The organism is Deltaproteobacteria bacterium (genome assembly GCA_016709225.1).
GTDB lineage: Bacteria > Myxococcota_A > Polyangia > Nannocystales > Nannocystaceae > Xiheibacterium > Xiheibacterium phototrophicum.
Genome location: JADJEE010000001.1, coordinates 544,009 through 569,989 on the forward strand (window position 1 = coordinate 544,009; position 25,981 = coordinate 569,989).

Below are 25,981 nucleotides of genomic sequence, written 5' to 3' on the forward strand. Positions count from 1 at the left end.
ATGCCGGGAACGTGCTCGCGCGAGCGCGCTCTCGCCTGGCGCCGACCTGCCGATCACCAGCGCAGCGCGACGCCGTGGCGGGCAACGTGTCGTCCGAGCAACGTGCGTCGGCCCAGCGTCGCTGCGTTGCCGACCACCAGGCACGCGTCGCGGCCGGGCTTGCCGGCGAACGTGACGTCGAACGACAGTCGCAGATCGGCGTCGCCGTTCTGGGTGGGATGGCGATCGATGGCGACCAACTCGACCTCCCGCGGGCGCACGACGTCGGTCGCGTGACAGCGGCCGCGCTCGCGCGCACGCAGGCCGAACCACCACGACGCCGGGTCGGCCAGCTTCCCGCCGTCGTGGGGACGCTGGGCGAGCTCGACCACGACCGTGAAGCTGGGCCCCGCGGTCACGTGCCGCGCGCGCAGCCGGGCCTGGGTCTGCGCCCGCAGCCCGTCGTCGTCGTCGTCGGCCTTCGCGGCGGCGGCATCGTCGACGTTCGCGGCCGCCAGCTCGACCAGGGTCGCGTCCCAGCGGGTTGCGTGCACGCGCACGCCGTCGGCGACCAGCAGGTGACGCTCGCGTGCGCTCTCGAGGTTCGCACCCGCGGGCGCGCGCGCGTGGCCGCAGGCGCCCGCCATCAGCACGAGCACCACGAGGCCGGCGGCGCCGCGACTCACGATTGCACCCGTGGCGGGCCCGCGAACATCAGACCGCACACCCCTGGCTTGGTCCACACCACCCGCGAGGGCAGCACGGTGTTGCAGCTCGGACTGGCCGCCTCGACGCACAGCGCCAGCGCGGCGCCCTCGGGCAGTCGCGCCGCGCCGTCGATCTCGACCTTCGCGCCGCCCGCCGAGAGATCGTGGAGCGTCGCGCCGATCAGCGCGCCGTCGGCCAACAGCACCCAGGTGCGCTGGCGGCAGCGGAAGCGCAGGAACTGGCGGTTGCGTCCGCCCTCGATGTCGCGCAGGCGGTGCTCGTGGCCGAGCAGCCGCTCGCGGTCGTCGGCCTCGAGCGGCTCGCCCCGAAGATCTCGCATGCGCAGGCGGCGGTACTCGAGGATGTCGGTCCACAGATCGCCGGTGTAGAGCTCGCCGTCGCCGCGCACCGCGAGCAGCCGCGGCACGATGCTCTCGCCGCGATCGCACGGCCCCGCGACGGTGGCGGGCGGGCTCGCCAGCGCGAGGTCGTCGTAGCCCATCGCGGTCTCTGCACCGAAGGCCTCGGTGTCGAACGCACCCGCGCCGTACCAGGCCGCGGCGAGACCCCCGTTGGCGGGCGTCAGGTCGCAGGCGGTGGCGGAACCGGGCTCGAGGTAGGTCGCGGCGGCGGTCATGGCGTGCTTGCCACGGGTCGACCGCGGCTGTTAGCGTGCATCGGCGGTCACAGCCCAAAGGTGAAGCCCGACGACGAATCTCCCGGCGGACCGCTTCGGGCCGCACGCCGCACGCTCGAGCCGCGCGAGCACGGCATCCTGCTGATCCTGTGGGTGTTGTCGCTGACGGGGGCGCTGGTGCTGTGGCCGGACGGCCCCGCGTGGGCGGGAACGGTCGGGCGCGTGGGCCTGGTGGCCTTCTTCGCGCTGCTGGCCTGGTGGGCGCTGACCGGCTTCTCGGGCTACGAGCATCACACCGGCCTGCGGATCGTGCGTCGACCCCGACCCGCGCGTAGCTCGTGGATGCCGGCCGTGCTGGCGCTGGCGGGCTGCGTCGGCGGCCTGCTCGCGCTCTACTTCGGCATCAAGAGCGCGGCGGTCGTGATCGCCACCGCCGGCTGTGCGACGGCGGCGATGGTGCTGCTGCTGGTGCGGCGCTTCGCGGTGTTTGCGAGCCTGTCGATCGTCGGCATCGCGATCGGCGTCGCCGCGCTCATCGTCGTGCAGTCGGTCGCGACCGGGTTCCAGCACGAGTTCGAGCGCCGCGTGCTCGGGGTCTACGCCCACATCAACGTCACCCGCGCGTTCGGCATCTCCGAGTACCGCCGCTTCGAGACCTACCTGCGCGGGGTCGACGGGGTGGTCGGGGCGAGCCCGTTCGTCTACTACGCGATGGCGCTGGCGCCCTCGCCCCGCACCGGTGAGGAGGCCGAGCTGCGGCGGGCGACCGTGCTGGTGAAGGGCATCGAGCCCGCGACCGCCCACGAGGTGATCGACCTCGAGGACCACCTGCGCGCGAGCGGCCGGCCGCCGGTGTCGATCTCGGCGCTGAGCTCCGATCTCGAGCTGCAACCGCTGCCCGATCGCAGCGACGACAAGCTGCCCGCGGTCATCGCCGCGACCCCGGATCCCCGCGGCGAGGGCTGGTACGCCGACGCGCTCGCGCACTGGCGCGCGCTGCCCGACGCCGAGAAGTACGGCCATGGCCGCCACACCGAGTTCGAGTTCGACGACGGCGATCCCTGGCCCGACGCCGAGCCGACCACCGTGGTGGCGCCCGGCGGCGCGCAAGATGGTGATCTGCCGACGATGTTCGTGGGCGTCACGCTCGCGCGCGAGCTCTCGCTCGAGGTCGACGACATCGTGACGTTGGTCGATCCCGGCGCCGGCTTCGATCACGCGGAGGCGCCGGAGTTCCGCCGCTATCGCATCGCGGGGGTCTTCCGCGCCGGCTTCCAAGAGTACGACAGCCGGCTCATCTACGTGCACATCCGCGAGCTGCAGTGGTTCAAGTATCGCGGTAAGGACACCGTCTCCGGCGTCGATCTGCGACTCGCGGATCCGTACGAGGCGCCGGTGGTCGAGCAGGAGCTGCGGCGGACGATCGGCGACGACGAGTACTCGATCCTCGAGTGGCAGAAGCTGAACGCCAACCTGTTCCAGTCGATCCGCACGCAGAAGTCGATCCTCACGATCATCCTCAGCTTGGTGAGCACGGTGGCCGGCTTCAACGTGCTGGCGGCGCTGTGGACGATGGTCGTGCGACGCACCGCGGAGATCGCCATCATGATGTCGATGGGCGCCAGCGAGGGCGGCGTCGCGCGGATCTTCCAGTTCGCCGGCATGACGCTCGGTGCCGTCGGTGCCGTGGCCGGCGTCGCATTCGGGCTGGTGCTGTGCGCGTTGGTCGAGTTCTACGGCTACTCGCTCGACCCCGAGGTCTACTTCATCGAGCGATTGCCGGTCGAGATCAGTCTGGTCCAGATCGCCGGCGTGCTGTCGTTGACCATGGCGATCAGCTTCTTCGCGACCGTGCCACCTTCGCTGCGGGCGGCGCAGCTGCGCCCCGTCGAGGGCCTGCGCGGCGAGTGATTCCCGCGCGTCGATGCGCCCCCCTTCGCCGACGACGATCCCCGCCATGCCCCGCGACGCGCCCCACGATCGCCGACTGCCGTGGGCGCTGCTCTTGCTGGTGGCGACCCGGCTCGCGCTGCGCGAGCGCCGGCCCGGCGCCGGCGTGCGGCGGACGATGTGGCTGTCGCTGGTGACCACGGTCGCCTGCGCCGCGGCGTTGCTGCTGGGGGTCAAGTCGCTGGCGGTGGCTGCGGTGCTCGGGGTCGCGAGCATGGTCGCGCTGGCCTCGGTGGTGATGCGCGCGTTCCCGCTGGCGATGGCGGTCTCGGTGATCGGCATCGCGTTGTCGTGCACGAGCCTGATGTCGGCGCTGGCCGTCACCACCGGCTTCCTCACCGAGATCTCCCACACCATCTCGCGCTTCAATGGCCACCTGTTGCTCACCAAGTACGGGCTCGACTTCGTCGAGTACGAAGCCATCTCGCGCGAGGTGCAGAGCGATCCGCGGGTACGCGCGTCGTCGCCGTTCGCGTACTCGATGGTGGTGCTGGTGCGCGACGACGGTCGCGCGGTGGCTCCGACCGCCGCCGCCACTGCGGCCGCGCCACCGCCCGATCGCGCCGCGCAGGGCGACGCGTGGGACGCCGCGATCGCGGCCGATGCCGCGCTGGTCGAGCAGCCGGCGCAGGTCCGCGGCGCGACCGCGGGCGCCGGAACCGAGCCCGAGCGCACCGCGATCGTCGTCGGCAAGGGCATCGACCCCACCTGGGCGTCGCAGTTCTCGGACATCGCGTCTGCGTTCGGCCGCGGTGATCTCTCGGGCCTACGACCGGGCGACTGGAGTCATCCACCCGGGCTCGTGCTCGGCCGGGCGCTGCGGGAGGAACTCGGCGTGGCGCTCGGCGATCGCGTGCGCGTGGTCGTGCCCGCGCAGCTCGAGGGGCGCGACGATGACGGCGACGCCGCGCCGCGGCACGTGGTCTTCGAGCTCACCGACGAGCTCGACACCGGCATCAACGAGATCGATCGCAATCTCGCGCTCATGCACCTCACGGCCGCGCAGTCGCTGTTCTTCCGCGCGGGCCGCGTGACAGGCATCGAGTTCGAGCTGTTCGACGGCGAGCAGGCCACCGCGGTCGCGGACGGTATCGCGGCCCGCCTGCCGCCGGTCTACCGCGTCAGCACCTGGCGCGAGACCAACGCCGAGATGTTCAACAGCCTCATGCAGATCCGCATGGTCGTGTCGATCATGCTGGGCCTGATGGGGGTGGTCGGCGCGGCATCGTTGGTCGCGAGCTTGTTGCTGGTGGTGCGGCGCAAGCAACACGACATCGGGGTGTTGCTCGCGCTCGGCTGCGACGCGCGGGGGCTGTTCTGGGTCTTCGAGGCCATGGGCCTGCTCGCCGGCGGCGTGGGCGTGTTGCTGGGGCTGACGCTGGGTGGGCTGTACTGCGCGGTGATGGCCCGCTACGACTTCGCGCTGTCGAGCGACGTGTATCCCATCGATCATCTGCCGATCGCGATCGCCCCGGCCGACATGCTGGTGCCGGCGTGCATCGCGATGCTGTTGTGTTCGATCGCCAGCGGGCCGGTGGCGCTGATGGCCACCCGCGTTCGCATCCTGGCCGCGCTCAATCGCCTCTGAGGCCTCGGCGCCGCGGTGCGTTCGTCAGCCCGGCTGCGCCGGCGGTGTGCCCCCGGGCGCCGCACCGCCGCCGCCGTCCTCACCGTTCGAGGCCGCCTGCAGCGCGAGGATGCGCTTCTTGGCCACGTCGACCGAGTAGGGCGAGCAACAGTCCATGCGCACGTAGGTCGACCACTCGTCGAGTGCGTGGCGGATGTCGCCCTTGGCCTCGTAGACCTGGGCAGCGCCGGCGTGGGCCATCTTGTCGGAGGCCCACATCGACAGCGCCTTCATGTACGTCTTGAGGGCGTCGTCGAGGCGGTCCTGTGCCCGCATGACGTCGCCCAGCTCGGTGTAGACGAACTGCGCCATCGGGTCGAGTTCGGCCACCTGGCGCAGGACCTTCTCGGCGTCGTCGTACTTCTTGGCGAGCTTGAGCTGCACACCGTAGGGCAGGCCGTACTCGCTCTTCTCGGGCGCGAGCGTGAACGCCTTGCCGAATGCCGCGGCAGCCTCGGCGTGGTCGCCCTTCTTGGCGAGGATCTCGCCGCGCAGCGAATGCACCGCCGCGTCCTCGCCCGCCCCGGCGATGGACTTGTCGATCATCGACAGCGCCTCGTCGACCTTGTCGGCCGACAGTCGCAGGCGCGCGAGCCCGGCCAGCGCCTGCGGCTCGTCGGGCTGCTTGGCGAGGATGTCGGCGTAGAGCTTCTCCGCGTCCTTGGGCTTGTTGTTGCGCGTGAAGGCGGCGGCCGCCTTGAGATCGGATTGCAGCTTGGCCTGGGCGTCGGCGGGGTCCTCCTTGGGCGTGCGGTCGCACCCGAAGGGGAACATCGAGGCCATCACCAACGCGAGCATGGTGGCGCGCATGGCCGCAAGACTGCATGGGCTTGCGCGGCGGCGCAAGCCGTCTTTGCCGGACGCACCGGGGGGTTTGGGCCGGCGCACGCGACCTGCTAGTCTGGCGGTCGGCAGGGGCGTCTTCGAGGTGTCGGGTGACCGCAGCGACCACGCGGGCAAGTCCATCGTGGCGCAGGCCGACGCTGCCGCCGGCGTGAAGTCGGCGCTCGCTCGCTGGGTGCTGCACAAGCGTCGCGCGTTGCTCGCTGGCGTGCGTCCGGCGGCGCACGACGAGGCTACCCACGCATGGGATGGCCGCCGTCGGTTTGCCGAGGACTACGTGTTCGCCGCCATGCAGCACGGGCTCGGATTGTTGGTGCGGCTCGAGTGGCTGCCCGGCCGCGCCTCGCATCGCGTGTGGGTGATGTTGTTGCGCGACGACGCGGCCTGGTGGCTGCCGCCGGCGCAGACGCTGGTCACCGAGTCGCGTCACGATCGTTGGCGGGTCGGGGGCCTGCACCTGGATTGCCTGCAGCCCTTGCAGCGCTGGCGCGTGCACTTCGTCGGCGACGTGATCGCGACCGAGGGCGCGCCGCGACGCCGACGCTGCGAACTCGCGCTCGAGTTCGACGCGGCGATGGAGCCGTTCGTGCCCGGGGTCGACGACGACCCCGAGCTGGTCGCACGCCGCGTCGGTGAGGCCGCGTGGGATCGCGAGCTGGCCAAGGCGGTGCGCCGCTCGAGCCAGCGCGGCTACGTGCAGACCGGGCGCCTGCGCGGCCAGGCGGTGCTCGCCGACGAGATCGTCGCCATCGACGCCGACTGCGTGCGCACGCACAGCTGGGGCGTGCGTGACTGGGGCGCACCCGAGCACGCGGTGCAGTGCCTGGTGCGCCACGGCGAGTCGATCACGTGGATCCAGCGGGCGCAGTTCCCGGTGCTCACCTACGAGGGCGGCTTCGTGGTGCGCGACGGTGAGGTTCGCTGTGTCCGCGAGATCACGCGCGCCGAGCGGATCGCGGACCTCCACCACCTCGAGATCGATGACGGGCGTGGCCGGCTGCAGTTCGTCGGCCCGCAACGACGCGCGGCCGCGCTGCGGGTGGACGGACGCGGCGACTTCGAGCTCGCGCTGTGTGGCGACGGCGACACGCGGGCGCTGTGGGTCACGCAGCAGCGCACATTGCCGCGACCACCCGCGCGGCCCTGACGCGCGCGAAGGGGCCCCGAGCCGGCCTCGTTGCCGTGCCCGGGCCGGACGGACTATCGTCTCGGAGTCATGCCGGTGCAGATCATCACGAGTGCCGAGGCCATCGCGTTGCTCGGCAGCGACGCCATCTTCCTCGACGTGCGCTCGATCCCCGAGTTCGAGGCCGGCCACGCGCCGGGGGCCGTCAACATCCCGCTCATGCACATGCAAGGCGGCGGCATGACCCCCAACGCCGGGTTCCCCGAGCAGGTCGCAGCGCGGCTGCCCAAGGACCGCACCGTGGTGGTGGCGTGCAAGGCCGGCGGGCGCTCGGCGCGTGCCGCTGCGATGCTCCTGCAGCTGGGCTTCGAGCGCGTGCTCGATCACTCGGGCGGCTGGTCGGGCAACGCCACCGATCCAGGCTGGGTCCGCAGCGGCGGGCCCCAGACCACGCAGGCCGAGCCCGAGCCCGGTGCCGGGGGTGGCAGCCCATGATCGACGCGCCGCCGCTGTCGCTGCGACACCTCGCGCTGTGGATCGACCCGGCCGCGTTCGAGGCCACGGTGCGGTTCTACCGGGACGGGCTGGGCATGCGCCTGTACTGGCAACCCGACGACGACAACGTCTACCTCGCGGGCGCCGGCGACAACCTCGCGCTGCATCGCGCGGTCGCGCCGCGGCGGGTCTCGCAGGAGCACGGCGCGCTCGATCACCTGGGCTTCTTCGTCGCCGATGCCGACGCCGTGCGCACGTGGCACGAGCGGCTCGTGGCCACATCGGCGTCGTTCGACATCACGATCGCGCAGCCGGTGCGGACCCACCGTGACGGCGCGACCTCGTTCTACCTGCGCGATCCGGCCGGCAACCTCGTGCAGATCCTCCACGTGCCCGACGCGCCGACCTGAGCGCGGCCGGCCAGCCTCACGCAAACCAGCGTCGCGCGCGGCGATCGTCGTCGAACACGCGGACGTGGGCCTCGCTGTAGCGCGCGACCGCGGCGGCGCCCAGCCGCAACGCGGCCGACGACGCGACGAAGGCGATGCGGTCGACGCCGCAGCGCAGGGCATCGCGCACGACCGCGTCGGCGACGGTGCGGAAGCCGACCTCGTAGCCGATCACGCCGCGCAGGTCGACGAGCAGCCCGCTCGGTCGCGCGTCGTCGTCGCGGAACTGTGCGAGCGCGCCGTCCACCATGTCGAGGGTCCAGAAGCCGCCGCCGGCGAGCACCGCCACCGCCGAGCTCGCGTCGCTGGCCGTCCACAGCTCCGCGGGCTGCTGGGTGTACGGTCGCGCCGCAGCCTCGCGCGCAGGGTGGCCTGGGCGAGAGCTCCGCCGCGGCGGCGTCGCGTGCGGCCCCGTACGCAAGGACGTGTCCACCATCTCTTTCAAGATGTGCGACGACGCGAACCGGCGCAAACGCGAAAGCGCCGGTCGTCGCGGTAGCGATGCATCCGCGACGATCAACGTTCCGTGCGATCTGTGTTGGAACCGCCCGCGCATCGTGGCGGCAAGACAGGCGTGCCGACACGCCGCGGGAGAACGGCGCCAGGTGATCCCCTGCGTCGCGTCGCGGGCGATCACCTGCGCGCGTGGGCGTCAGCCGCTGGTGCTGCTGCCCGAGTCCGCGGCCCCGCTGCTGCTGTCGGCGGCGCCGCTCTCCGAGCTCGGACCGCCGCTGCCGTCGGTGCCACCGCCACCGCCACCGCCGACGGTCTGCGTGCCGGTGCACGTGACCTCCTCGCCGACCTGGTCGCAGACGATGTCGAAGTCGACGGTGCGACCGGGACCTGGCGGGTCGAACGTGAAGACCACGCGATCGAGCTCCGCACCCTGATCATCGACCGCGGCGATGGTCACCGAGTCGAGGTTCTGGCCGTTGATCTGGCGATCGGGATCCGGCACGGGGTTGTAGCCGGGATCGAGATCGCAATCGAAGTCGTGGCTGAGCAGCTGGTTGGTGCCCGAGTTCTGGTAGGCGACCACCTGGTAGCCGGCCAGCTTGAGCTGCGCGAAGGTGCACATCGCGGGCTGACCATCGAAGGTCGGCGACGCGCGCAGGCGGACGATCGCGGGCGTCGCGGTGAGCGAGGCGTTCACCTCCTTGGAGGCGCCGCCGACCACCTCGACGCTGGTGCTGTCCTCGTCGCCCTGGTTGTCCATCACGGCGATGCCCTCGGCGTCGAAGCCCTGCACCAACACCGCGTAGTGACCGGCCTTGAGGCCGTCGACGACCAGCGGGTTGCTGGGATCACAGGGATTGGACTCGGTGGCCTTGCCGGCGCCGATGTCGGCCTCGACGGTGACGACCCCGAGGGTCTCGCACATGTTGGCGGCGCCGAGCGTGTAGTTGATCGTGACGGTGCCGGACTCCTCGTCCTTGCCGCACGCGAGCACTGCGAACGCGCACAGCAGCGCGGCCTTGTGCAGGCGACGGGGGGTGGACGCGGTGACGACGGGCGAGGCGGCGAGGGACGAGTTGCAGGTCATCATGCGGGTCTTCATCGTGGGCAAGTGGTTGGCGCGCGGTGCCGGTAGCGGCGAAACCTCGACGGCGAGCAGCGCTGCAGGCCGTGGCGAGTGCGGGCGCGTGGCCAGAGGGTTCGCTGTTTGACGCCGCCACGCAAGCCGGAAGCGTAGCGGCGGCCACCGCCGTGGGCCTAACGACGGGCCCTGGTGTGACGATGTTCATGGTGCCGGCGACCCGGCCGCGGCCCTGCGCGCGCTCGCGATCGGCGGTTTCTTGCCCCGTGGGCCGCGTCTGTGCCACGTCGTCGTGGGGAGATGTCCCACCGAGTGCTGCGCCACACAGACCCCACCGTACGGGCGATGATCGCCGGTGCCTTCGGCCTCGCGGCTGTGCTCGCGCTGACACCCGCCGATGCCGCGTCACCGCGCCCTCCGAAGCGTCCCAGCGATGCGATCTCGGACACCGCCGGCGGCGACGTCGAAGCCGCGGCCGTCCGCGACGATGGGGCCACGCGCACCGCCCCGGCGCCCGCGCGCTCGCACGCCGCCGGCCAGCCGGCCGCGCAGGACGACGACGAGCACGACGCCGACGCGCCCGAGCGCCAGATCCCGGAGCACACCCGTGCGCCGGCCCACCCCGACTGCGAGCAGCACGTACCGATCTGGGAGCACGTCGTCGACAAGGGCGAGACGCTCGGGGGGATCGCCGGCCGCTACGGCGTGCGTCGAGGCGACCTCGTGCGACTGAACGCCGAGCTCGCGAACCCCGACCTCATCCGCCCCGGACAGCGTATCCGCGTCTGCCCCAACATCGCGCCGCGCCTGCGCAAGGAGATCGAGGTCACGGTACGCCCTGGCGACACCGTCGGTGGCATCGCGCTCGCCCATGGCCTCACCGTCGCGGAGTTGGTCGGCATGCAGCGCGGCGCGCTGACCGATCCCAACAAGCTCGCCGCCGGCCGCACGCTGCGGCTGGTGGTCGACGATGGCATCGCGCCCGACTTCCTGCCCGCCGAGGTGCCCAAGCCCAAGGCCGGCGGACGCCGGACCGCGAGCGTCAAGGGGCTGCCCCACGCCGCGGTCTCGCGCCAGCTGTCGCTCGAGCAGCAGCACTACTTCGTCAAGCGGCCGCACCTGGCCTGGGGCACCGCCAAGACCATCGGCGCCATCGAGCGCGCGGTCTCGCAGTACGCCCGGCGCCATCGCAACGCGCCGCAGGTGCACATCGGTGACATCAGCAAGCGGGGCGGCGGCGCGTTGCATCCGCACCTGTCGCACCGCCAGGGTCGCGACGTCGACGTCGGCTACGTACTGCTCGGCGCCGACGGCCAACGCACGCGCTTCTCGGGCGTGACCCGCAGCAACCTCGACGTCGCGCGCACCTGGGCGTTGGTCAAGGCCTTCGTGGACACCGGCAACGTCGAGGTGATCTTCATGGACTACGGCCTCCAGCAGCAGCTGTACGAGTTTGCGAAGGAGCGCGGCGTCGGCGACGACGAGCTCGACGAGCTGTTCCAGTACCCGCGTGGGCGCGGTCGCTCGCACGGCATGATCCGGCACTGGCGCAGCCACCAGCACCACTTCCACGTCCGCTTCCGCGGCTAGGAGCATCGCGATCGGGAGCCGCTAGCGGCGTGGCTGCACGCGCAGCCGCACCGCGCCGTCGGGGCTGCGCTCGATGGCGATCAGCTCGAGCCCCTGCTCGGCGACGATGCGGTTCTGCGCGAGGGCGCCGCTCAGCTCGGGCAGCAAGCGGCGCTCGAGGTGTCGGCGATCGGGCTCGCCGCACACCAACACGGCTTGGCCCGCAGCGTCGGCGACGAAGCCGAAGTCTTCGACCGCATCGAAGGCCCCGGCTGCGACGCGTAGGATCACGGGCTCGTCGCCACACTCGATGCCGCCGCGCAGCGCCCGAGGGCCGTCGCCGCGCTCGACCGCGGCACCCAGGCGCTCGAGCGCCGCCGCCACCTCGTCGAGGGTGCCGAGCCCCAGCTCGAGCTGCACGAAGCGACTCACCGGGCCTCGCCGGCGCTCGGTCCACAGACGCGGCAGGTCGACTCGACCGCGGTCACGTACCACCCGCAGCGCGGGCACGCGGCCGCCATCCGCGATGCCGGCTCGGCCTCGGGGCTCGGCTCGGCGACCGGCACGGCGACGCCGAAGTGCGCGAACAGATCCCCGGTCGTGGGGCGCAAGCGCCGAAAGCGTGCATCGCGGTCGTTCACCGGCCGCACGAACCCTACCGCGGCTGCCGGCCGCCGTGGGGCGCTCGACGTACGGCAGCGGGCTGGGGGCGGCCGCGGCGACGAAACGCGCGCGAGACTTGCTTCGGCGGGGCCGACGCGCCAGGATCGGCCTTGGAACGTCCTGGCCAAGCCGCTGGGGCCACGAGCACCGCCCGTGTCGTCCGAGAGCCACAAAGACCGCCGACGAGCACGCCGTGTGCCGATGAGCGCGGCGTTCAGCGAGCTCGACCCGCGGACCACGACCCCCGTCAGCGATCTCTCCGAGACCGGTTGCTGTGTCCACACCGGCAGCCAGCTGCCCATCGGCTCGTTGATCGAGCTGCGCTTCACCGTCTTCCCCGAGGAGCCGATCCTCTTCGAGGGCCGCGGACGCGTGGTGCGCTACACCACCGATCCGCCGGGCATGGGCGTCGAGTTCATCGAGCTCGACGACGCCGCGCGCGACGTGGTGCGCAAGATCCTGCTGCGCGACGAGGCCGCGCGTCGCGTGCCGTCGCTGGCGCAGCGGCACGTGGGCCTGCGGACCCACGGCCTGGTCGCGCGCCTCCTCGAGAGCAAAGACCCGCAGTAGCTCAGCGGGCGCGACGCTTGCTTCGACGGCCCGAGGTCGCCGCGTCGCCGCGCTTGGCTGCGCCGCCCTGGGCGATCGCGATGGGCGCCTGCTCGGCGAGGCGGCGCACCAGCGTGCTGATGAGTGCGACGCCGTAGCCGGTCGCGCGCTCCTTGGGGAACGCGGGTCCGGCGAGATCGATGTGGCACCAGCGGCGGCGCGCGGCATCGGGCGCGTCGGCGATGTGGCTGTACACGAACTGCGCGGCGCAGCTCGACTGCGCGTTGTTGCGATTCGCCACCGAGTTGCGCATGTCCGCGATGGGGCTGCGGAATTCGTGCATGTACAGCTCGGGCGCGAACGGCAGCGGATGCACGAGGTCGCCGCTGGCGCGGCCGGCCTCCACCGCCAGGGTCTCGAGCGCGGCGTCGTTGCTCATCACCGCCGCATGCACCAGCCCGGTCGCGACCAGCTGCGCGCCGGTCAGTGTCGCGGCGTCGATGACGACGTCGGCCCCGAGCTCGCGCGCCGCCCAGCTGACGCCGTCGGCGAGCAACAGGCGGCCTTCGGCGTCGGTGTTGTTGATCTCGACCGTCTTGCCCGAGTGCATGTGCAGGATGTCGTCGGGCTTGTAGCTACGGGCGTCGACTGCGTTCTCGGCGATGCACAACACGAGCGAGACGCGGATCGGCAGCGCCTCGCGCAGCAGCGTACAGAAGGCTCCGAGCACCGCCGCGGCGCCGCCCATGTCGGCCTTCATCGTCTCCATCATGCCGCGGGCCTTGATGTGGAGCCCGCCGGTGTCGAAGCAGATGCCCTTGCCGACCAGCGCGACGTGCAGCGGCGCGTTGGCGGGGCCGCAGCGCGCGACCAGCATGCGCGGGGCCTCGACCGCCGCGCGTCCGACCGCGTGGATGCCACCCAGGCCCTTGGCCAACAGTGCGTCGCCGACGATTTCCTCGATGACGACACCCTTGCCGATCAGCGCGCGGGCCTCGTCCGCGAGTGCCTTGGGGTGCAGCTGCGAGGGTGGGGTGTCGACCAGGCGCGCGGCGACCCGGGCGTACTCGACGGTGGCGCGCACGCGCGCGTCGGGCAACAGCGGCTGGCCGTCGGGTCCGAACGCAGCGATCTGCACCCGCATCGCGCTGGGCTCGCGGCGGGCCTCGAAGCCCGGCAATGCGCGTGCGACCGCGTTGGCGGCGGCCAGCAGGTGGGCGGGGTCGTCGATGAGCAACACCACCAACGCCTTGCCCTTGGCGCCCCAGCGCACCTGCTCGAGGGTGTGGCGGATGCTGTCGGCGCGCGACGGCGAGTTGTACCGCGACAGCCGATCGGGCAGCACCGCGACGTGCAGCCAGGTCGGATCGTCACTCAGCGTGCTCACCAGCGCGCCGCGATCACCCGGCTTCGCCTGGGCCACCAGCGCGGCGTAGAGCTGCGCGCGGCGACGATCGAACAGCCCCGTCGGCAGCTTCGCCTGCGCACGGGTGGCCGATGCGACCACGACGACGTGGGTGAAGCCGGTGGTGGTGGTGCGGGCGTTCGCGAAGGCCAGTTCGAGCACGGCGAGAGCGTACGCGATTTCGCCGCGTGCCCAAACCCGCGCGCGGGATCCCGGGTAGCCTCACGCGCGTCGGGCTCGTCGCTCGGCCCAGCGACGCAGACGCTCGATGTCTTCGGCGCGCAGCACCGACAGCGGAATCATCGCGTCGATGGCCGCGCGCAGATCGGTGGCCGCGAGTGGACGGCGCTCGCCGAACGCGGCCAGCCGCGCCTCCGCGACCGCGGCCGCGAGCTCGGCCCCCGAGTAGCCCTCGGCGGCACGGGCGATCGAGAGCAGCTCGCCGAGCTCGGCCGCGCTGGGCTGGGCCTTGGCCGGTGCGTCGCCCAGGTGCACGCGCGCGATGGCCTCGCGCTCGTCGGCGCCGGGGAGGTCGACGAAGAAGATCTCGTCCAGTCGACCGCGTCGCAGCAGCTCGGCGGGCAGCAGCTCCACGCGGTTGGCGGTCGCGACCACGAACACCGGTCGTGAGCGCTCCTGCAGCCAGGTGAGCAGCCCGCCCAGCACGCGCGCAGCCGTGCCGGCATCGCTGGCGGCCCCGTCGGCGCCGGCGAAGCCCTTGTCGAGCTCGTCGATCCACAGCACCGCCGGCGCCATCCGGTCGACCTCGGCGAGCGCACGCCGCAGGTTCGCCTCGCTCTCGCCGACGGTGCCGCCGAACAGTCGGCCCGGCTCGAGGCGCAGCAGCGGGAGGTCGAGCTCGTGGGCACACACCCGCGCAGCGAGGCTCTTGCCGCAGCCCTGCACGCCCACCAGCAGACAGCCGCGCGCGGGGCCGACACCCCACGCCGCGGCCTCGGGCTCGAAGCTCGCGCGCCGCTGCGCGAGCCATCGCAGGAAGCCGTCGAGCCCGCCGATGGCGTCGCGGCGCCGCGGGGTCACGGACTCGAGCAGCCCGCTGCCGGCGATCGCGTGCGGCTTCGCGGCGCGGACGAAGCGGGCGATGGCGGCGGGATCGAGCCCGTGCACGAGCACGGCCTCGGCCAACAGTCGTTCGAACGCGTGCAGCGGCAGGCCCAGCGCCGCGCGGACGATCGGGCGGCTGGCGGCGATGAGTCGCTCACGTGCGCCGGCCCAGCCGCCGCGCTCGAGCGCCGCGCCGACCTCGGCCACTCGCGCCTCGAGCTCGGCGGCGTCGGGCCCCGGCAGCTCGAGTCGCGCGAGCTCCGGCACGCGCTGCGTCATCGCGACGCCCGCGGTGGGTTCGACCAGCACGAGCGCGGGGCCGTCGACGCGCTGCGCCGCCTCGCGCAGCGCCCGGCTCGCGACGGGGTCGAGCGCGGTGCCGCCGTCGAACACGATCCACAGCGCATCGTCGCTGCCCCCGCGCAGGCCCGCCAGCAGCTCGGCGAGGCTGCGTCGCTTACCGTCGGCGTCGACCCCCGAGGCCGCGCTCCACGTGTGGCTCGGCCACGCCAGCGCGCGGGCGATCTGCTCGAGCGAGGCCAGCGCGCGGTGCTCCTCGTCGGTGACGATCACGGCGCCGCGGAGCCCCGCCTGCAGCGCGCGCGCGAGCGCAGCCTCGAACTGCTGCAGCGCACTCATGGCGCCGCCGTGTGGATCTGCTTCGCGGCCCAGCTCAGCCACGCGCGCAGCAGGTGGATCTGCACCGTCGGTCGCACCGGTGAGGCGGCGTCGAAGCACCAACCGTTGAGCCACGTGCGGGTGCCCTTGATGCGGGCGAGTCGTCCGTGTAGCCACTGCAGGTCGAGCGCGAGTGCGGCCGCGCGCCCGGCCAAGGTCCCGCGACGGGCATCGATGACGAAGCGCCAGTGCTCGCGGCCGTCGACCTCGAGCTGCTCGAGCGCGTCGCCGAACACCGCGCGTGCGCGGCCGATCGCGTCGTCGAACGCTGCCGTGCGCGCGCGACGGAAGTCCATCGCCAGCATCGGCACCGACGCGGCGCCGTCCCGCTGCGGTCGCGCCACGCCGTGGGCGAACGCGCCGTACAGCGCCTCGACCCAGCCCGGCACGCCGGGCGGCAGGGCCAACAGCGCCTCGACCGCGGCGGCGTCGCGTTGACACGACAGCGACTGCACCGCGGTGCGCAGCAGGCCTGGCACCATGCCCAACGCGTCGACCAGCTCGGCGCACTCGTCGGCCCGCAGCGCCCGTCGTCGCGCGGTGTCGAGCCAGCGCGAGGCGGTCTGTAGCGCGAGCTCGCGGGGGTCGTTCACCGCCGCTCCCGCAGCGCGCGGTCGACCTCGCGCTTGTGCTCGCGCTCCTTGACCTTCTCCCGCTTGTCGTGGGCCTGCTTGCCGCGGCACAGACCCAGCTCGAGCTTCACGTTGCGGCCCTTCAGGTACACCCGCAGCGGGATCAGCGTGAGCCCCTGTCGCTTGACCGCGTCGAACAGCTTGTCGATCTCGCGGCGGTGCAGCAGCAGCTTGCGGCGCCGCAGTGGCTCGTGGTTGCGGCGGTGGGCCAGCACGTACTCGGCGATGTGGGCACCGACGAGCCACGCCTCGCCGCGTTCGATCTGTGCCCACGACTCGGTCAGGCTCACGCGGCCGTCGCGGACCGACTTGACCTCGCTGCCGAGCAGCATGATGCCGGCTTCGTGGCGCTCGAGGATCTCGTAGTCGAAGCTCGCGCGCCGATTGACGCACAGCGTTTCTTCGCCGCCGACGGCCTTCTTCGCGCTGGCACCCTTGCCCGACAAGCGACGAGAGTTCTACGCGGCTTACCCTGCGCGGGGCAAGCCCAAGCGCAGCCCCGACGTGGGCGTCGTCAGGCGGTCCGCATCAGCGCCAGGCCAGCGGTGGCCTCGACCCCGGCGGCTCGCAGCGCGGCCATGGCGGCGTGCAGGGTCGCGCCGGTGGTGGTGACGTCGTCGACCACCAGCACGCGGCGGCCGAGCCAGGTCGTGCGCATCGACACCGCGAACGCGTCGTCGAGGTTGCCCGCGCGGGCGCTCGCGCCGAGCTCGACCTGGGGCGTGCCGTGCCGAACCCGTCGCAGCGAGTCTCGCCGCCGCGGACCGCCCTGCATGCACGCGGCGCGCAGCAGCAAGCGCGCGTGATCGAAGCCGCGCCGCAGGCGACGACGCCAGTGCATCGGTACCGCGACCACGTCGGTCCACGCCACGCCGTCGCGATCGCAGCGCCAGCCCGGCGCGGCCGCCAGCGCGCGGCCCAACGGCCCGGCGAGCGCCGCGTCGCCGCCGTACTTGCAGCGCTGCAGCGCGAGCGCCAGCGGGCCCTCGTAGAGGAACGCGGCACTGATGGCACCGGCCGCCGGTGCGGCCTCGCCGGTCGCGGTCACCTGCGCACGACAGGTCGCACACAGCTCGGGCGTGCGATCGCGGCGCAGCAACAGGCCGCATGCCATGCACACCGGCGGCAGCAGCAGCTCGAGCAGCGCCATGCCCTCGCGATTCGGCCATCGACGACGCGGCGTTGCGGCCGGCGTCAGCCGTGGTGATAGGGGTGTCCCGCGAGGATGGTGCCCGCGCGGTACAGCTGCTCGCACACGACCAGCAGCGCCAGCCGATGCGGCAGGGTCAGGCGCGAGAGCGCCAGCAGCGACTGCGCCTCGCGTCGCTCGTCGTCGCTGAAGCCGTCGGCGGCACCGATGAGCAGTGCCACGTGCTTGGGCGCCTGGCGCTGCCAGCTGGCGATCAGCTGCGCGAGCTCGGGCGAGCTGCACTGCTTGCCGCGCTCGTCCAGCAACACGACCACGCCGCCCCGGCTGCGCGCGAACTCCCACTGCGCGCGGGCGGTCGCGCGGTGCACCACCTCGAAGGGCAGCAGCGGCTGGGCGCGTCGCACGTACTCGTCGCACGCATCCGCGAGCAGGGGATCGGGCCGCCGGCCCTGCGCGATCACGGTGAGGCGCAACGGTGATCCCCGGCCCGCCGCCGATGGCTAGCTGCGACGGCCGCCGGACGGGGGCGCGTCGGTGTCAGCCGCGGGGGCGTCGTCCGCCGACGCCGGGTCGGCGTCGGGCTCGTCGTCGCCCTCGAAGTCGTCGTCGAAATCATCGCCCTCGAGCTCGTCGTCGCCTTCGAAGTCGTCGTCGAAGTCGTCGTCGAAGTCGTCGCCCTCGAACTCGTCATCCGCGGCCGCGTCGCCACCGACGATGGAGTCGGCGGCGTGCTCGGCGTCGGTGGCGGCCGGTCGTCGGCCCAGGCGCGTGCGCGCGGGCGGCTGCCAGCTCGCGCCCGAGCTCGGCGCACCGGCGGGCCCGAACTCGTCGTCGAAGCCGCCGAAGGTGGCATCGCCGCGATAGCTCGGCAGCACCGCAGGCAGCGCGAGATCGTCGAGATCGGTGGTGTCCATGATCTCCGCGGCGAGCCCCAGCGGCACGCGGGGCGCGTCGCTCCACATGCTCTCGAGGTCGTAGTGCAGTCGCACCGGGTGGAAGAACACGTGGACCATGAAGTCGTCGAAGTCGACGAGGTCCCACAGGTGCTCGCCCTGACCCTCGGTGCCGCACACACGCGCGCCCGCGGCCTTGGCCGCCAGCGTCACGGCCTCGCTGATGGCTGCGACCTGACGGTCGTTGCGGGCGGAGACCAGCAACACGTAGTCGGTGTAGCCCGCGATCTCTGCCACGTGCAGGATCGCGGGCGCGCGGCCGCCCTTGTCGATCGCAGCGTCGAGCGCTGCGGCCAACGCGACGGGCAGGGTCGCGCGCGAGGTTGCGATGTCCTTGGGCTCACCGGCGCGGCCCGAGGGGGCCGTCGTCCGTGCGGCCCGCTCTTCGGTTTGCGCCGGATGCTTGGTCACTGACGTTTTCGTTGTAGCCCGGGCCTTCACCGGCCGGCAAGCCCGTCGAGGAGCTCTTCGCGCTCGACCTCGTAGCGGGTCCGTTCGAGCAGGGGCAGCGCACCTGCGGGGACACTCACGCTGGCGGCCTCGGCGGCCATCGGCGTGGTCTCGCCCCGCAGCTCGACCCGACCGCGCAGACGCCGGCCGTCGGGCCCGGGGGTCGAATACGCCACGGTGACCGTCGCCGACAGCCACACCCCGCTGGTCGCGTCGAGCACGAGCGTGCCGTCGATGGTGTCGATGGTGGCCTGGGCACGCCACGCCGCGCGGGGTCGGCGCGCACCGTCGCGGGCACGCGCGCGTCGTCGCGATCGGCGCTGCGCGAGAGGATGATGGTCATCGCGTCGCCGCCGGCGATGCCGGCCCCGGGGTCGAGCTCGCCGCCACCGCGAGCTGCGGCGCCGCGAGGGCGAGCACGTCGTGCACCGCACGCGCGGCGTCGTCGAGCCACAGCTCGTGCACGTCGGACTGCAGCGGCGCCACGTACCAGTCGCGGCCGTGGTCGCGGGTGTAGACCTGCTCGCCGTCGACGACCACCGCGCGGCCGCGATCGTGATTGTTGGATTGCGTGAGCGAGAAGCGGGGCTGGTTGGGGGCGGTCGTGGCCCACACCAGGTCGAGATCGTCGGTGATCGACTCCGACAACGGGCGGCGCTCGCCGACCGCGGCCTCGTGGGTCGCGGGATCGCCCTCGGGCGCGAGCGCGGTGGTGGTCGTGACGTGCAGCCGATGGGGGCCGAGCACCGCCCGTGCGCGCGCATGCGAGAGGCCGCAGGCGCCGAGCACCCCCGCGACGTCCCAGCTCGCCGGCGCCGTGCTGCGGGCTGGCGGCGTGGTCGGGCTCGCTGCGGCGGCCTGCTCGTCGGCCGCATCGTCGCCGCCGCACGCCGATGCGATCGACAACATGGCCCACGCGAACGCGGCCACGCGACGGTTCGGCGCGGCGGCGAGGCGCGCGAGCGTCGTGCGACGCGTCGGCGATGGGGACTCGGGCGTGGCGACCGTCATGGCGTCGTTGCGGCGCGGAGGATAGCAGCACCCGCCGCGACGCGGGCGGCACGCGCGGGGGGCATGGCGTATGCTACCGGCCTGGGCGTGCTCGCGATCCTCGCCATGGCACCGATTCCGACGCCGCAGCTCCCGGTCGAGGTCGCCGAGCCGTGGCTGTGGTTGCTGCTGTCGCCGTGGTCGGGGCTGCTGGCGTTCGTGTGGGGCACGCTGTGGGGCAGCTTCGCCAACGTGGTGATCTACCGGGTCCCGCGGGGACAAAGCGTGGTGCGGCCGGGCTCGCGGTGCCCCGCCTGCGGGGTGCCGATCGCGGGCTTCGACAACGTGCCGGTGCTGTCGTACCTGCTGCTGCGCGGACGCTGTCGCCGCTGCAAGGCGAAGTTCTCGCCGCGCTATCTGATGGTCGAGCTGCTCGGCGGGTTGTTGTCGTTCGCGACCTTCATGGCGGCGGTGACCGTGCCGCTGATGGCCGGCGGGGCCCCGGGCGTGCTCGCATGGCAGCTGCACTTCGCGCTGTGCATGGCGCTGCTGGTGGTGGTGTTCGTGGATCTCGATCTGTGGATCATCCCCGACGCGATCGTGCTGCCGATGGCGGTCGTCGGTGTCGCGGTGTCGCTGCTGGTTCCCGACGTGCTGGGCGTGTCCTGGCAAGCCGCGATCGGCTCGGCGCTGGGCGGGTGGGGCAGCTTCGTCGCGATCCGCTGGCTGTACCTGCGCGTGCGCGGGATCGAGGCGCTCGGTCTGGGCGACGCCAAGCTGCTGCTGATGGTCGGGGCCTGGTGCGGTCCGGTCGGGCTCGCGTGGTGCATCGGCGCCGGTGCGATCCAGGGGCTGCTGGTGGCGGTGCCGATGCTGTGGCTCGGCAAGTCGATCGCCAACTCCGATCTGCACGAGGTCCACGGGCGCGACGGCCTGGTGTCCGCGCGCAGTGCCGCGAAGGGCCGCGATGACGACCGCGCTGCGTCGCCCGACGGCGGCGAGCCCCAGGACATGCCGTCGTCGGCCCCCACAGGCGGACCGGATCACGGACCGGATCACGGACCCGATCACGGACCGGATCACGGACCCGATCCGGCAGTCGATTCGGACGCCGATGGCGACGCCGGCGACGGCATCGATGGCGACGCCGACCCCGACGTCTTGCGCACCCACGTGCCGTTCGGGCCCTTCCTCGGCGTCGCCGCGCTGGAGTACGTGCTGCTCTCCGATCGCATCGATGCGCTGTTGCAGGCGCTGCTGACCTGATATTCTGCGCGACGATGGACGCAGGCAGCCGCGCGGCGCCGGATCTGTTCGCGGCACTCGAGTGGAGCGCACGCATCGCGCCGCCCGACGTCGCACTGCCCGTGGCGACGTCGAGCCCGGCGCCCGCGCCGTCGATCGCCGCGCCAGCCGAGACCGAGGCCGAGGCCGAGGCCGAGATCGAGATCGACGCCACGCCCTCGGACCTCGCGCCGTCGCCGGCGAGCTCGCCCGCCGTGGTCGCGTCCCCACCGACCCCGCCACGCGCGACCCCGATGCCACCGCCGCGGCCGACCCCGATGCCACCGCCGCGGTCGACCCCGATGCCACCGCCGGGGGCGAGCCGGACGCACGCGCCGGGCAAGGCCCCGGTCCCGCCGCCGCCGCCCTCGCTCGCCGACCTGCTCGAGCCCGACGGGCCGCCCGCCGACGCCTCACCCGCGCTCGACGAATTCGAGGGCCTGCTCGATCTCTTCGACGGCGATCCTGCGGCGGAGGTCGCGGCCGCGTCGGTGCCGACGCCACCTGCGTCGGTGCCGTCGGCGACCGCCAAGCCGGTCGCGCCGCGAGGGCCGCGGCGCCCGACGCCGGTCATCGCAACCATGCCCAAGCCCGGGGCGCTGCCGACCGCGAGCGCGACGGTGGATTTCCCCGCGCCCGGCGACCCGGCCGTGTCGGCGCAGCTCGTCGCCGCGGAGCTGGATCTCGCGTCGCCGCTGGTCAGTCGCGTGTCACCGGTGGTGCCGCTGCCGACGCGTGCCGAGGTTCCCGCGGCCGTCGCCGAGGCCGAGCCCGCGCCGCGGCGCGGCCGCCTGCCGGTGCTGTGGATCGCGCTGACGCTGCTGCTCGGCGGTGCGTTGGCATGGGTGGTCGCGACCCAGACCGATCTCTTGCAGGGCGACGTCATCGCGCAGCGCGACGCCGAGGCGAAGGCCGCCGAGGTCGCCGACCTCGAGGCCCGCAAGGCCGAGCAGGAGCGGGCGAAGGTCGAGTACGGCACCATCGAGATCGCGAGCACGCCCAAGGGCGCGCGGGTGTTCGAGCTGCGCGAGGGGCCGGTCGCCCGCTTCGAGCAGCTGCCGGTCGATCACGAGTACATGGTGCTGGTCACGGCGCCCGGCTTCGCGCCGCGCGTGCGCGTGGTGAAGGGCACCGAGCTCGCGGCCCCGGTGGTGATGGACCTCGACGCGGTGCCGCCCGGTGCTGCGGTGCCGCCGATCCCCGAGCACGACGCACCCAAGCTCTCGCGCGCGCCCTCCAAACAGACCGCGGCGCTCGAGCTGCGCAGCAACACCGCCGGCGCGACGTTGGGCCTGCTGGTCGGGTACACGCCGGGCGTGAAGATCGTCGACGTCGACGTGAAGGCACCGCACCGCTTCTTGCTGGTGCTGGCCGAGCACGAGCCGACCGAGGTCATCGTGAAGGGCCGTCACTTCGAGGAGAAGGGCGGCGCGCTCGAGGCATTCACCGAGGTGACGATGGGCCCGGCGAAGCCGCCGATCATCATGCCCGCCGCGCCGCCGACCGAGGCGCCCGCGGACGCAGGGCCGGCGCTCGAGGCCGGCGCGGCACCGGCCGGGGCCGACGACGAAGCGGTGGTGGTCGAGGCCGACGAGCCGCCGGTCGCAGCGCCGAGCAAGCCGGTGCCCAAGTCCAAGAAGAAGAAGAAGTCGCGCCGCAGCAAGCGCCGTCGCTAGCAGCGGCCGGCGGCACACGGCGCGAACTCGGGCAGGCTGCTATCGCGGGCGCACGGCGGCGGCACGACGACGTCGCCGTCGACCCACGACGTGCACCACCGCGAGCGACACCAGCCACGCGCGCGCATCGTCGAAGCGCGGCGTGCCCGCGACGGCGCAGCGGCTGTCATCGCCGGGCGGTGCGGTGTCGATGCAATCGCAGTTGGCACACTCGAAGCCGAGGAAGTCCACGTCGGTCTGATCGCGGATCCAGCACAGCGCGGGGTAGGGCGCGCCGTAGTAGCCACCGTTGCCGCACGGGCTCGAGCCCCGCGAGGTGATGCCGGCCAGCCGCAGCGCGCCCGAGGCCACGCGCACGAACGCGGGGCCACCGGAGTCGCCGTTGCACGAGTCCTGTTCGTTGCCGCCGGCGTAGAACTCGAGCCCCGCCGGGCTGATCTTGCGGATCGTCGTGGTGACCTTGCGCTTGATGCCGATGCCGCCCTGCACCGCGCCGTCATCGGACGAGTCGCCGTAGCCGACCAGTGTGACCTCCTTGCCCGGGGTCATGGCCTGGTCCCACTCCTCCTGCGTCACGACCGGCAGGGTGTAGCCGCCCGGCACGTTGAAGTCGGCGCCGATCTCGACGTAGCCGTAGTCGTAGATGTCCTCTTTGCAGTCGGGACAGAACTGCGGATGCACGCCCCAGCCGGTGGCCTGGATCGTCATCTGGTTGATCTCTTGCCCGTAGTGCACGACGACGTCGGCGTCGCTGCTCAGGTGATCGAGGCAGTGTGCCGCGGTCAGCACCAGCCGCGGCGCGACCACGGTGCCGGTGCACAGGCCGTTGCCGGCCTGGATCGCCACCACGCCGTCGAACTCACCGGGCTCCGTGACCTGGCCGCCGATGATCGGATCGATCGACGTGCCGACCCTCAGCTCGTGCACCTCGGCCGCCGCGATTCCCGGGCCACCGAGACACGCTGCCGCGATCGCCACCTGGAACCCCAGCCGCCGTGACCCCATGAATCTCGCCAATATAGCACGCGGCGGCGGCGCTGGTCGACTGCAGGCCCGCAGTGGGCCCCCGCGGCACCTGCGAGCTCGGGGCCGGCCGGCATCCCCGCGCGGCCGATCGGGCCCAAGTGCCACCACCACGCGCGCATCCACCACGCGCGTATCCACCACGCGCGTATCCACCACGCGCGTATGCTGGGCTGGAGCGACCCTTGTCCGAACTGCATCACGTCGTGCTCGTCCCCGGCTTCTTCGGGTTCCACAACCTCGGCGAGCTGACCTACTTCTCGCGCGTGTGCGAGCAGCTGACGGTGCGCCTCGAACAGCTGGGCATCCGCGCCGACGTGCGCGCCGTCGGTACGCTGCCGACCGCGTCGCTGCGATCGCGCGCGGCGATCCTCGCCGAGGCGGTCGAGACCATCGCGCCCGGCGACGGCCCGCTGCACTTCGTGGGGCACTCGTCGGGCGGCCTCGACGTGCGGCTCATGATGACGCCGCAGGTCTCGCTGCCGACCGCCGCCGACCTGGCGGCGATCGGCCGTCGCACGCGCTCGGTCGTCACGGTCGCGACGCCGCACTACGGCACACCGCTGGCGACGCTGGCGACCGGTGTGTTGGGCCAGCGGCTGCTGCAGACGCTGTCGGTGGTCACGCTCTACGGCCTGCGCGCAGGCAAGCGCCCGCTGCGGGGCGCCGTGAGGGCGGCGCAGCTGTTGGTGCGGCTCGACGATCTCGTCGGGCTCGGCGGTCGCGTGCTCGAGCAGCTCTACGAGCAGGTGCTCGCCGACTTCGACGACGAGCGCTCCGAGTCGCTGGAGCGCTTCCTCGGCCACGTGCGCGGCGACCAGGCGCTGCTGCCCCAGATCACACCCGACGGCCTCGACCTCTTCAACTCCGCCGCCGAGGATCGACCCGGGGTCGACTACGCGTGCGTCGTGACGCGCGCCCGTCCGCCGCAGGTGTGGGGCTCGCTGCGGGTCGGCCTCGATCCGATCGCGCAGCTCACCCATGCGCTCTACCACGCGCTGTATCGCCTGACCTCGCCGATGCCGCTGTCGCGGCTGGGCGCGCTCACCGACGCGCAGGTCGAGGCGTTGGTCAGCGCGTACGGCAAGGTGCCGGCGCCCACCGCCAACGACGGCATGGTCCCGACCCGCTCGCAGATCTGGGGCGAGATCATCCACGTCGCGCGCGCGGACCACCTCGACGTCATGGGCTACTACGGCGACCCCGACGGTGGCGCCAGCCATGTCGACTGGCTGGTCACGCGCTCGGGTTTCGATCGCACGCGGTTTCGGGCGTTGTGGGGGGCGGTCGGGCGCTTCATCGCTCGCAGTGCGGGTGCGCGGGACGACGCTCGCGGCGGATACGGCTAGCGAAGCTGCGCACCTTTTGTCGCTTTTTGCGTAGTGCGGCGAAGGCGGGTGCGGCCGGGCGCTGGCGGGCGGCCTCGCCATTCGTGATATCGTCGGTGACGTGGCAGGCAGGCGAACCGCAAGCGCGTCGATGGGGCTGATCTTCACGTGGTGTGCGGGCACGCTGTTGCCCACGCCCGCACAGGCCCACGGTGTCGGCGTCGCAGGGGCGCCGTTCGCCATGATGGCGAAGAAGAAGAAGAAGCCCAAGGCAGCCGTCGAGGAGTCGAGCGACCCCGCGCTGTCGAGCGCCGAGGCCGACACCAAGCGGCAAGCGATCCGCGACTCGGTGCAGGCCGAGCGCGACGCCGGCAACATGGGCAACGTCGCCGACGGGCTGCAGCGCAACGCCGAGGAGCTCGGTGATCCGATCACCATGTTGGAGGCCGGCGAGGCGCGACTCGACGTGGCCCAGAAGGACCGCGACACCGAGGCCGCCGAGGCCGCGATCGCGACCACCCGCATCGCGCTCGACATCCTTCACTTCTACGCGGCGGTCGACGCCGGTCAGGTCACCAGCGACTGGCAGGTCATCTCGCCGTCCGACGCCTCCGGCCTCATCGACAAGGCCGACGCGCAGATCGAGCGGGCGCAGGCGCTCATCGAGGAGATCGAGGCCGAGAAGACCGCCGCCTCCGAGGTCGCCTCTGGCGGCGCGGGGAAAAAGAAGAAGAAGAAGAAGCGCGAGAAGGGCGACGCCAAGCCCGGGACCGGGCTCATTGCGGCCGGCTCGATCTTCACGGCCGTGGGCGTGGGTGGCGCGTCGATCGCGATCGCGGGCCTGGCGATCAGCTCGAGCAAGCAGAAGGAAGTCGAGAAGCACATGCCGGGCGATCCCGAGGTCGACGAGCTCGACAAGGCCGGCAAGCGCGCGAACGTGCTCGGCTTCGTCGGCGTGGGCGTCGCCGTGGTCGGTCTCGCGGTCGGCCTGCCGCTCATCGTGGTCGGCGCGAAGAAGCGCAAGGCCGCCGACGGCGGCGTGCCGAGCACTGCGTACCGCCGTGACCGCGAGCGCGCGTACATGACGATCGTGCCCGCGATCGGACAGACCTCCCAAGGCTTGCTGTTGCAGGGTCGCTTCTAGACCCGCGGATGAACGCGGTTGCTGGGGTCGCGGGAGTTGGCGCCCCGTCCAACTTGGGTTACTCAAGGCGC

The 25,981-nt window shown here is 72.6% G+C and carries 28 protein-coding genes; 11 read left to right on the forward strand and 17 right to left on the reverse strand.

From position 1 onward, the window contains the following. Positions 1-53: 53 nt before the first annotated feature. Together IPH07_02260 and IPH07_02265 are read right to left on the reverse strand one after the other, a co-directional pair. Entirely contained in the window at positions 54-665 is a 612-nt protein-coding gene (locus tag IPH07_02260) for a hypothetical protein (GenBank protein ID MBK6916201.1), read from the reverse strand. Beyond that, positions 662-1,324: a PilZ domain-containing protein gene (locus IPH07_02265; protein MBK6916202.1), complete on the reverse strand. Its 663-nt coding sequence runs from the start codon at positions 1,322-1,324 to the stop codon at positions 662-664. Before IPH07_02265 ends, IPH07_02260 begins: the two co-directional genes overlap by 4 nt. A 60-nt stretch (positions 1,325-1,384) precedes the next feature. On the opposite strand from IPH07_02265, the gene IPH07_02270 reads away from it, so the two are divergent. Continuing rightward, positions 1,385-3,235: an ABC transporter permease gene (locus IPH07_02270; GenBank protein ID MBK6916203.1), complete on the forward strand. Its 1,851-nt coding sequence runs from the start codon at positions 1,385-1,387 to the stop codon at positions 3,233-3,235. A 46-nt stretch (positions 3,236-3,281) separates the two neighbouring features. After that, positions 3,282-4,862: an ABC transporter permease gene (locus tag IPH07_02275; GenBank protein MBK6916204.1), complete on the forward strand. Its 1,581-nt coding sequence runs from the start codon at positions 3,282-3,284 to the stop codon at positions 4,860-4,862. 24 nt (positions 4,863-4,886) lie between these two features. On the opposite strand, the gene IPH07_02280 is transcribed toward IPH07_02275, so the two are convergent. Beyond that, entirely contained in the window at positions 4,887-5,711 is an 825-nt protein-coding gene (locus tag IPH07_02280) for a tetratricopeptide repeat protein (protein MBK6916205.1), read from the reverse strand. Between the two features lie 118 nt (positions 5,712-5,829). Here IPH07_02280 and IPH07_02285 point away from each other — a divergent pair, with 118 nt between their 5' ends. The 3 genes from IPH07_02285 to IPH07_02295 all read left to right on the forward strand — a co-directional run bounded on the left by IPH07_02285 (position 5,830) and on the right by IPH07_02295 (position 7,775). Beyond that, entirely contained in the window at positions 5,830-6,891 is a 1,062-nt protein-coding gene (locus IPH07_02285; GenBank protein ID MBK6916206.1) for a hypothetical protein, read from the forward strand. A 69-nt stretch (positions 6,892-6,960) separates the two neighbouring features. Beyond that, positions 6,961-7,365 (forward strand): rhodanese-like domain-containing protein, encoded by a 405-nt coding sequence (locus IPH07_02290; protein MBK6916207.1) that lies wholly within the window; start codon positions 6,961-6,963, stop codon positions 7,363-7,365. Continuing rightward, positions 7,362-7,775 carry a VOC family protein gene (locus IPH07_02295; GenBank protein MBK6916208.1) on the forward strand — a complete coding sequence of 138 codons (414 nt, stop codon included), beginning with the start codon at positions 7,362-7,364 and terminating at the stop codon, positions 7,773-7,775. The genes IPH07_02290 and IPH07_02295 overlap by 4 nt, the downstream gene beginning before the upstream one ends. A gap of 16 nt (positions 7,776-7,791) precedes the next feature. Here the strand turns inward: IPH07_02295 and IPH07_02300 are convergent, their stop codons facing one another. Further along, on the reverse strand, positions 7,792-8,235 hold the full coding sequence (locus IPH07_02300) for a hypothetical protein (protein MBK6916209.1): 444 nt from the start codon (positions 8,233-8,235) through the stop codon (positions 7,792-7,794). 231 nt (positions 8,236-8,466) lie between these two features. After that, positions 8,467-9,372: a hypothetical protein gene (locus tag IPH07_02305; GenBank protein ID MBK6916210.1), complete on the reverse strand. Its 906-nt coding sequence runs from the start codon at positions 9,370-9,372 to the stop codon at positions 8,467-8,469. A gap of 291 nt (positions 9,373-9,663) precedes the next feature. On the opposite strand from IPH07_02305, the gene IPH07_02310 reads away from it, so the two are divergent. Continuing rightward, positions 9,664-10,941, forward strand: coding sequence for a penicillin-insensitive murein endopeptidase (locus tag IPH07_02310; GenBank protein ID MBK6916211.1), 1,278 nt, complete (start codon positions 9,664-9,666; stop codon positions 10,939-10,941). Between the two features lie 21 nt (positions 10,942-10,962). On the opposite strand, the gene IPH07_02315 is transcribed toward IPH07_02310, so the two are convergent. Together IPH07_02315 and IPH07_02320 are read right to left on the reverse strand one after the other, a co-directional pair. Further along, a complete protein-coding gene (locus tag IPH07_02315; GenBank protein MBK6916212.1) occupies positions 10,963-11,352 on the reverse strand; it encodes a hypothetical protein in 390 nt (129 codons plus the stop codon). After that, positions 11,349-11,531, reverse strand: a complete 183-nt coding sequence (locus tag IPH07_02320) for a hypothetical protein (protein ID MBK6916213.1) — start codon at positions 11,529-11,531, stop codon at positions 11,349-11,351. Before IPH07_02320 ends, IPH07_02315 begins: the two co-directional genes overlap by 4 nt. Positions 11,532-11,784: 253 nt before the next feature. On the opposite strand from IPH07_02320, the gene IPH07_02325 reads away from it, so the two are divergent. Further along, positions 11,785-12,153 carry a PilZ domain-containing protein gene (locus IPH07_02325; GenBank protein ID MBK6916214.1) on the forward strand — a complete coding sequence of 123 codons (369 nt, stop codon included), beginning with the start codon at positions 11,785-11,787 and terminating at the stop codon, positions 12,151-12,153. 1 nt (position 12,154) lies between these two features. Here IPH07_02325 and IPH07_02330 read toward each other — a convergent pair whose 3' ends face one another. The 9 genes from IPH07_02330 to IPH07_02370 all read right to left on the reverse strand — a co-directional run bounded on the left by IPH07_02330 (position 12,155) and on the right by IPH07_02370 (position 19,476). Beyond that, a complete protein-coding gene (locus tag IPH07_02330; GenBank protein ID MBK6916215.1) occupies positions 12,155-13,699 on the reverse strand; it encodes a leucyl aminopeptidase family protein in 1,545 nt (514 codons plus the stop codon). Positions 13,700-13,759: 60 nt separating this feature from the next. Then, positions 13,760-15,241 carry an AAA family ATPase gene (locus IPH07_02335; GenBank protein ID MBK6916216.1) on the reverse strand — a complete coding sequence of 494 codons (1,482 nt, stop codon included), beginning with the start codon at positions 15,239-15,241 and terminating at the stop codon, positions 13,760-13,762. Next, complete coding sequence (locus IPH07_02340) at positions 15,238-15,873, reverse strand: hypothetical protein (protein MBK6916217.1); 636 nt, start codon at positions 15,871-15,873, stop codon at positions 15,238-15,240. Before IPH07_02340 ends, IPH07_02335 begins: the two co-directional genes overlap by 4 nt. Next, positions 15,870-16,358, reverse strand: coding sequence for an SsrA-binding protein SmpB (smpB, locus tag IPH07_02345; protein ID MBK6916218.1), 489 nt, complete (start codon positions 16,356-16,358; stop codon positions 15,870-15,872). Before smpB ends, IPH07_02340 begins: the two co-directional genes overlap by 4 nt. Positions 16,359-16,426: 68 nt before the next feature. Then, a complete protein-coding gene (locus tag IPH07_02350) occupies positions 16,427-17,062 on the reverse strand; it encodes a ComF family protein (GenBank protein ID MBK6916219.1) in 636 nt (211 codons plus the stop codon). Positions 17,063-17,106: 44 nt separating this feature from the next. Further along, complete coding sequence (locus IPH07_02355) at positions 17,107-17,535, reverse strand: 23S rRNA (pseudouridine(1915)-N(3))-methyltransferase RlmH (protein ID MBK6916220.1); 429 nt, start codon at positions 17,533-17,535, stop codon at positions 17,107-17,109. Between the two features lie 27 nt (positions 17,536-17,562). Beyond that, a complete protein-coding gene (gene rsfS / locus IPH07_02360) occupies positions 17,563-18,426 on the reverse strand; it encodes a ribosome silencing factor (GenBank protein MBK6916221.1) in 864 nt (287 codons plus the stop codon). A gap of 26 nt (positions 18,427-18,452) precedes the next feature. Then, on the reverse strand, positions 18,453-18,686 hold the full coding sequence (locus IPH07_02365; protein MBK6916222.1) for a hypothetical protein: 234 nt from the start codon (positions 18,684-18,686) through the stop codon (positions 18,453-18,455). Positions 18,687-18,804: 118 nt separating this feature from the next. Beyond that, positions 18,805-19,476, reverse strand: a complete 672-nt coding sequence (locus IPH07_02370) for a hypothetical protein (protein MBK6916223.1) — start codon at positions 19,474-19,476, stop codon at positions 18,805-18,807. 63 nt (positions 19,477-19,539) lie between these two features. Here IPH07_02370 and IPH07_02375 point away from each other — a divergent pair, with 63 nt between their 5' ends. Together IPH07_02375 and IPH07_02380 are read left to right on the forward strand one after the other, a co-directional pair. Beyond that, positions 19,540-20,721, forward strand: a complete 1,182-nt coding sequence (locus IPH07_02375) for a prepilin peptidase (GenBank protein ID MBK6916224.1) — start codon at positions 19,540-19,542, stop codon at positions 20,719-20,721. A gap of 14 nt (positions 20,722-20,735) precedes the next feature. Then, entirely contained in the window at positions 20,736-22,415 is a 1,680-nt protein-coding gene (locus tag IPH07_02380) for a hypothetical protein (protein MBK6916225.1), read from the forward strand. 39 nt (positions 22,416-22,454) lie between these two features. Here IPH07_02380 and IPH07_02385 read toward each other — a convergent pair whose 3' ends face one another. Next, entirely contained in the window at positions 22,455-23,420 is a 966-nt protein-coding gene (locus IPH07_02385) for a S1 family peptidase (GenBank protein ID MBK6916226.1), read from the reverse strand. 203 nt (positions 23,421-23,623) lie between these two features. Between IPH07_02385 and IPH07_02390 the strand changes: the two genes are divergently transcribed. After that, positions 23,624-24,787: a triacylglycerol lipase gene (locus IPH07_02390; protein MBK6916227.1), complete on the forward strand. Its 1,164-nt coding sequence runs from the start codon at positions 23,624-23,626 to the stop codon at positions 24,785-24,787. A gap of 130 nt (positions 24,788-24,917) precedes the next feature. Continuing rightward, a complete protein-coding gene (locus IPH07_02395) occupies positions 24,918-25,910 on the forward strand; it encodes a hypothetical protein (GenBank protein ID MBK6916228.1) in 993 nt (330 codons plus the stop codon). Positions 25,911-25,981: the final 71 nt, after the last annotated feature.

Excerpts from the sequence above, each read along its gene's own strand:
- IPH07_02265 (MBK6916202.1), bottom strand. The coding sequence starts at position 1,324 with ATGACCGCCGCCGCGACCTACCTCGAGCCCGGTTCCGCCACCGCCTGC.
- IPH07_02275 (MBK6916204.1), top strand. The coding sequence starts at position 3,282 with ATGCCCCGCGACGCGCCCCACGATCGCCGACTGCCGTGGGCGCTGCTC.
- IPH07_02280 (MBK6916205.1), bottom strand. The coding sequence starts at position 5,711 with ATGCGCGCCACCATGCTCGCGTTGGTGATGGCCTCGATGTTCCCCTTC.
- IPH07_02290 (MBK6916207.1), top strand. The coding sequence starts at position 6,961 with ATGCCGGTGCAGATCATCACGAGTGCCGAGGCCATCGCGTTGCTCGGC.
- IPH07_02295 (MBK6916208.1), top strand. The coding sequence starts at position 7,362 with ATGATCGACGCGCCGCCGCTGTCGCTGCGACACCTCGCGCTGTGGATC.
- IPH07_02305 (MBK6916210.1), bottom strand. The coding sequence starts at position 9,372 with ATGAAGACCCGCATGATGACCTGCAACTCGTCCCTCGCCGCCTCGCCC.
- IPH07_02325 (MBK6916214.1), top strand. The coding sequence starts at position 11,785 with ATGAGCGCGGCGTTCAGCGAGCTCGACCCGCGGACCACGACCCCCGTC.
- IPH07_02335 (MBK6916216.1), bottom strand. The coding sequence starts at position 15,241 with ATGAGTGCGCTGCAGCAGTTCGAGGCTGCGCTCGCGCGCGCGCTGCAG.
- IPH07_02350 (MBK6916219.1), bottom strand. The coding sequence starts at position 17,062 with ATGGCGCTGCTCGAGCTGCTGCTGCCGCCGGTGTGCATGGCATGCGGC.
- IPH07_02370 (MBK6916223.1), bottom strand. The coding sequence starts at position 19,476 with ATGACGGTCGCCACGCCCGAGTCCCCATCGCCGACGCGTCGCACGACG.
- IPH07_02375 (MBK6916224.1), top strand. The coding sequence starts at position 19,540 with ATGGCGTATGCTACCGGCCTGGGCGTGCTCGCGATCCTCGCCATGGCA.
- IPH07_02380 (MBK6916225.1), top strand. The coding sequence starts at position 20,736 with ATGGACGCAGGCAGCCGCGCGGCGCCGGATCTGTTCGCGGCACTCGAG.
- IPH07_02385 (MBK6916226.1), bottom strand. The coding sequence starts at position 23,420 with ATGGGGTCACGGCGGCTGGGGTTCCAGGTGGCGATCGCGGCAGCGTGT.
- IPH07_02395 (MBK6916228.1), top strand. The coding sequence starts at position 24,918 with ATGGGGCTGATCTTCACGTGGTGTGCGGGCACGCTGTTGCCCACGCCC.